Source organism: Bacillus sp. DHT2, from assembly GCF_026241455.1.
In the GTDB taxonomy this organism is placed as follows: Bacteria; Bacillota; Bacilli; order Bacillales; family Bacillaceae_G; genus Bacillus_A; species Bacillus_A pseudomycoides.
Genome location: NZ_JAPHWH010000071.1, coordinates 1 through 650, shown reverse-complemented (window position 1 = coordinate 650; position 650 = coordinate 1). Strand labels below are relative to the sequence as shown.

General features: G+C 47.7%; 3 tRNA genes and 2 rRNA genes. All 5 read right to left on the bottom strand.

What is annotated here, in order from left to right:
• Positions 1-47 precede the first annotated feature (47 nt).
• Positions 48-122 (bottom strand) — tRNA-Glu (locus ORL93_RS30925).
• Positions 123-132: 10 nt separating this feature from the next.
• A tRNA-Ser gene (locus tag ORL93_RS30920) sits at positions 133-224 on the bottom strand.
• A 5-nt stretch (positions 225-229) separates the two neighbouring features.
• Positions 230-304, bottom strand: a tRNA-Asn gene (locus tag ORL93_RS30915).
• A 9-nt stretch (positions 305-313) separates the two neighbouring features.
• Positions 314-429, bottom strand: a 5S ribosomal RNA gene (gene rrf, locus ORL93_RS30910).
• Between the two features lie 103 nt (positions 430-532).
• Positions 533-650, bottom strand: a 23S ribosomal RNA gene (locus tag ORL93_RS30905); the annotation flags it as partial.

The window sequence follows — 650 nt, the reverse complement described above, 5'->3', positions numbered from 1 at the left end:
CTGCTTGTAAGGCAGGTGCTCTCCCAGCTGAGCTAATCCTCCAAAAGTGGTGACCCGTACGGGATTCGAACCCGTGTTACCGCCGTGAAAGGGCGGTGTCTTAACCACTTGACCAACGGGCCAAAAATATTATGGCGGAGAGCAAGGGATTCGAACCCTTGATACGCTTGTGACGTATACACGATTTCCAATCGTGCTCCTTCGGCCAACTCGGACAGCTCTCCAATCATGGCTCCGCAGGTAGGAATCGAACCTACGACCGATCGGTTAACAGCCGATAGCTCTACCGCTGAGCTACTGCGGAATGATATTAGCCTGGCAACGTCCTACTCTCACAGGGGCAAGGCCCCAACTACCATCGGCGCTAGAGAGCTTAACTTCCGTGTTCGGTATGGGAACGGGTGTGACCTCTCTGCCATCATTACCAGACTACATTCACTCGAGACAAACATTATTATACTTGATTGATTAAAAAAGTCAATAAGTTTTTTCATGTTCTCTCAAAACTAGATAACACTTGTACTCATATTATATGGTTAAGTCCTCGATCTATTAGTATTCGTCAGCTCCACATGTCACCATGCTTCCACCTCGAACCTATCAACCTGATCATCTTTCAGGGATCTTACTAGCTTACGCTATGGGAAATC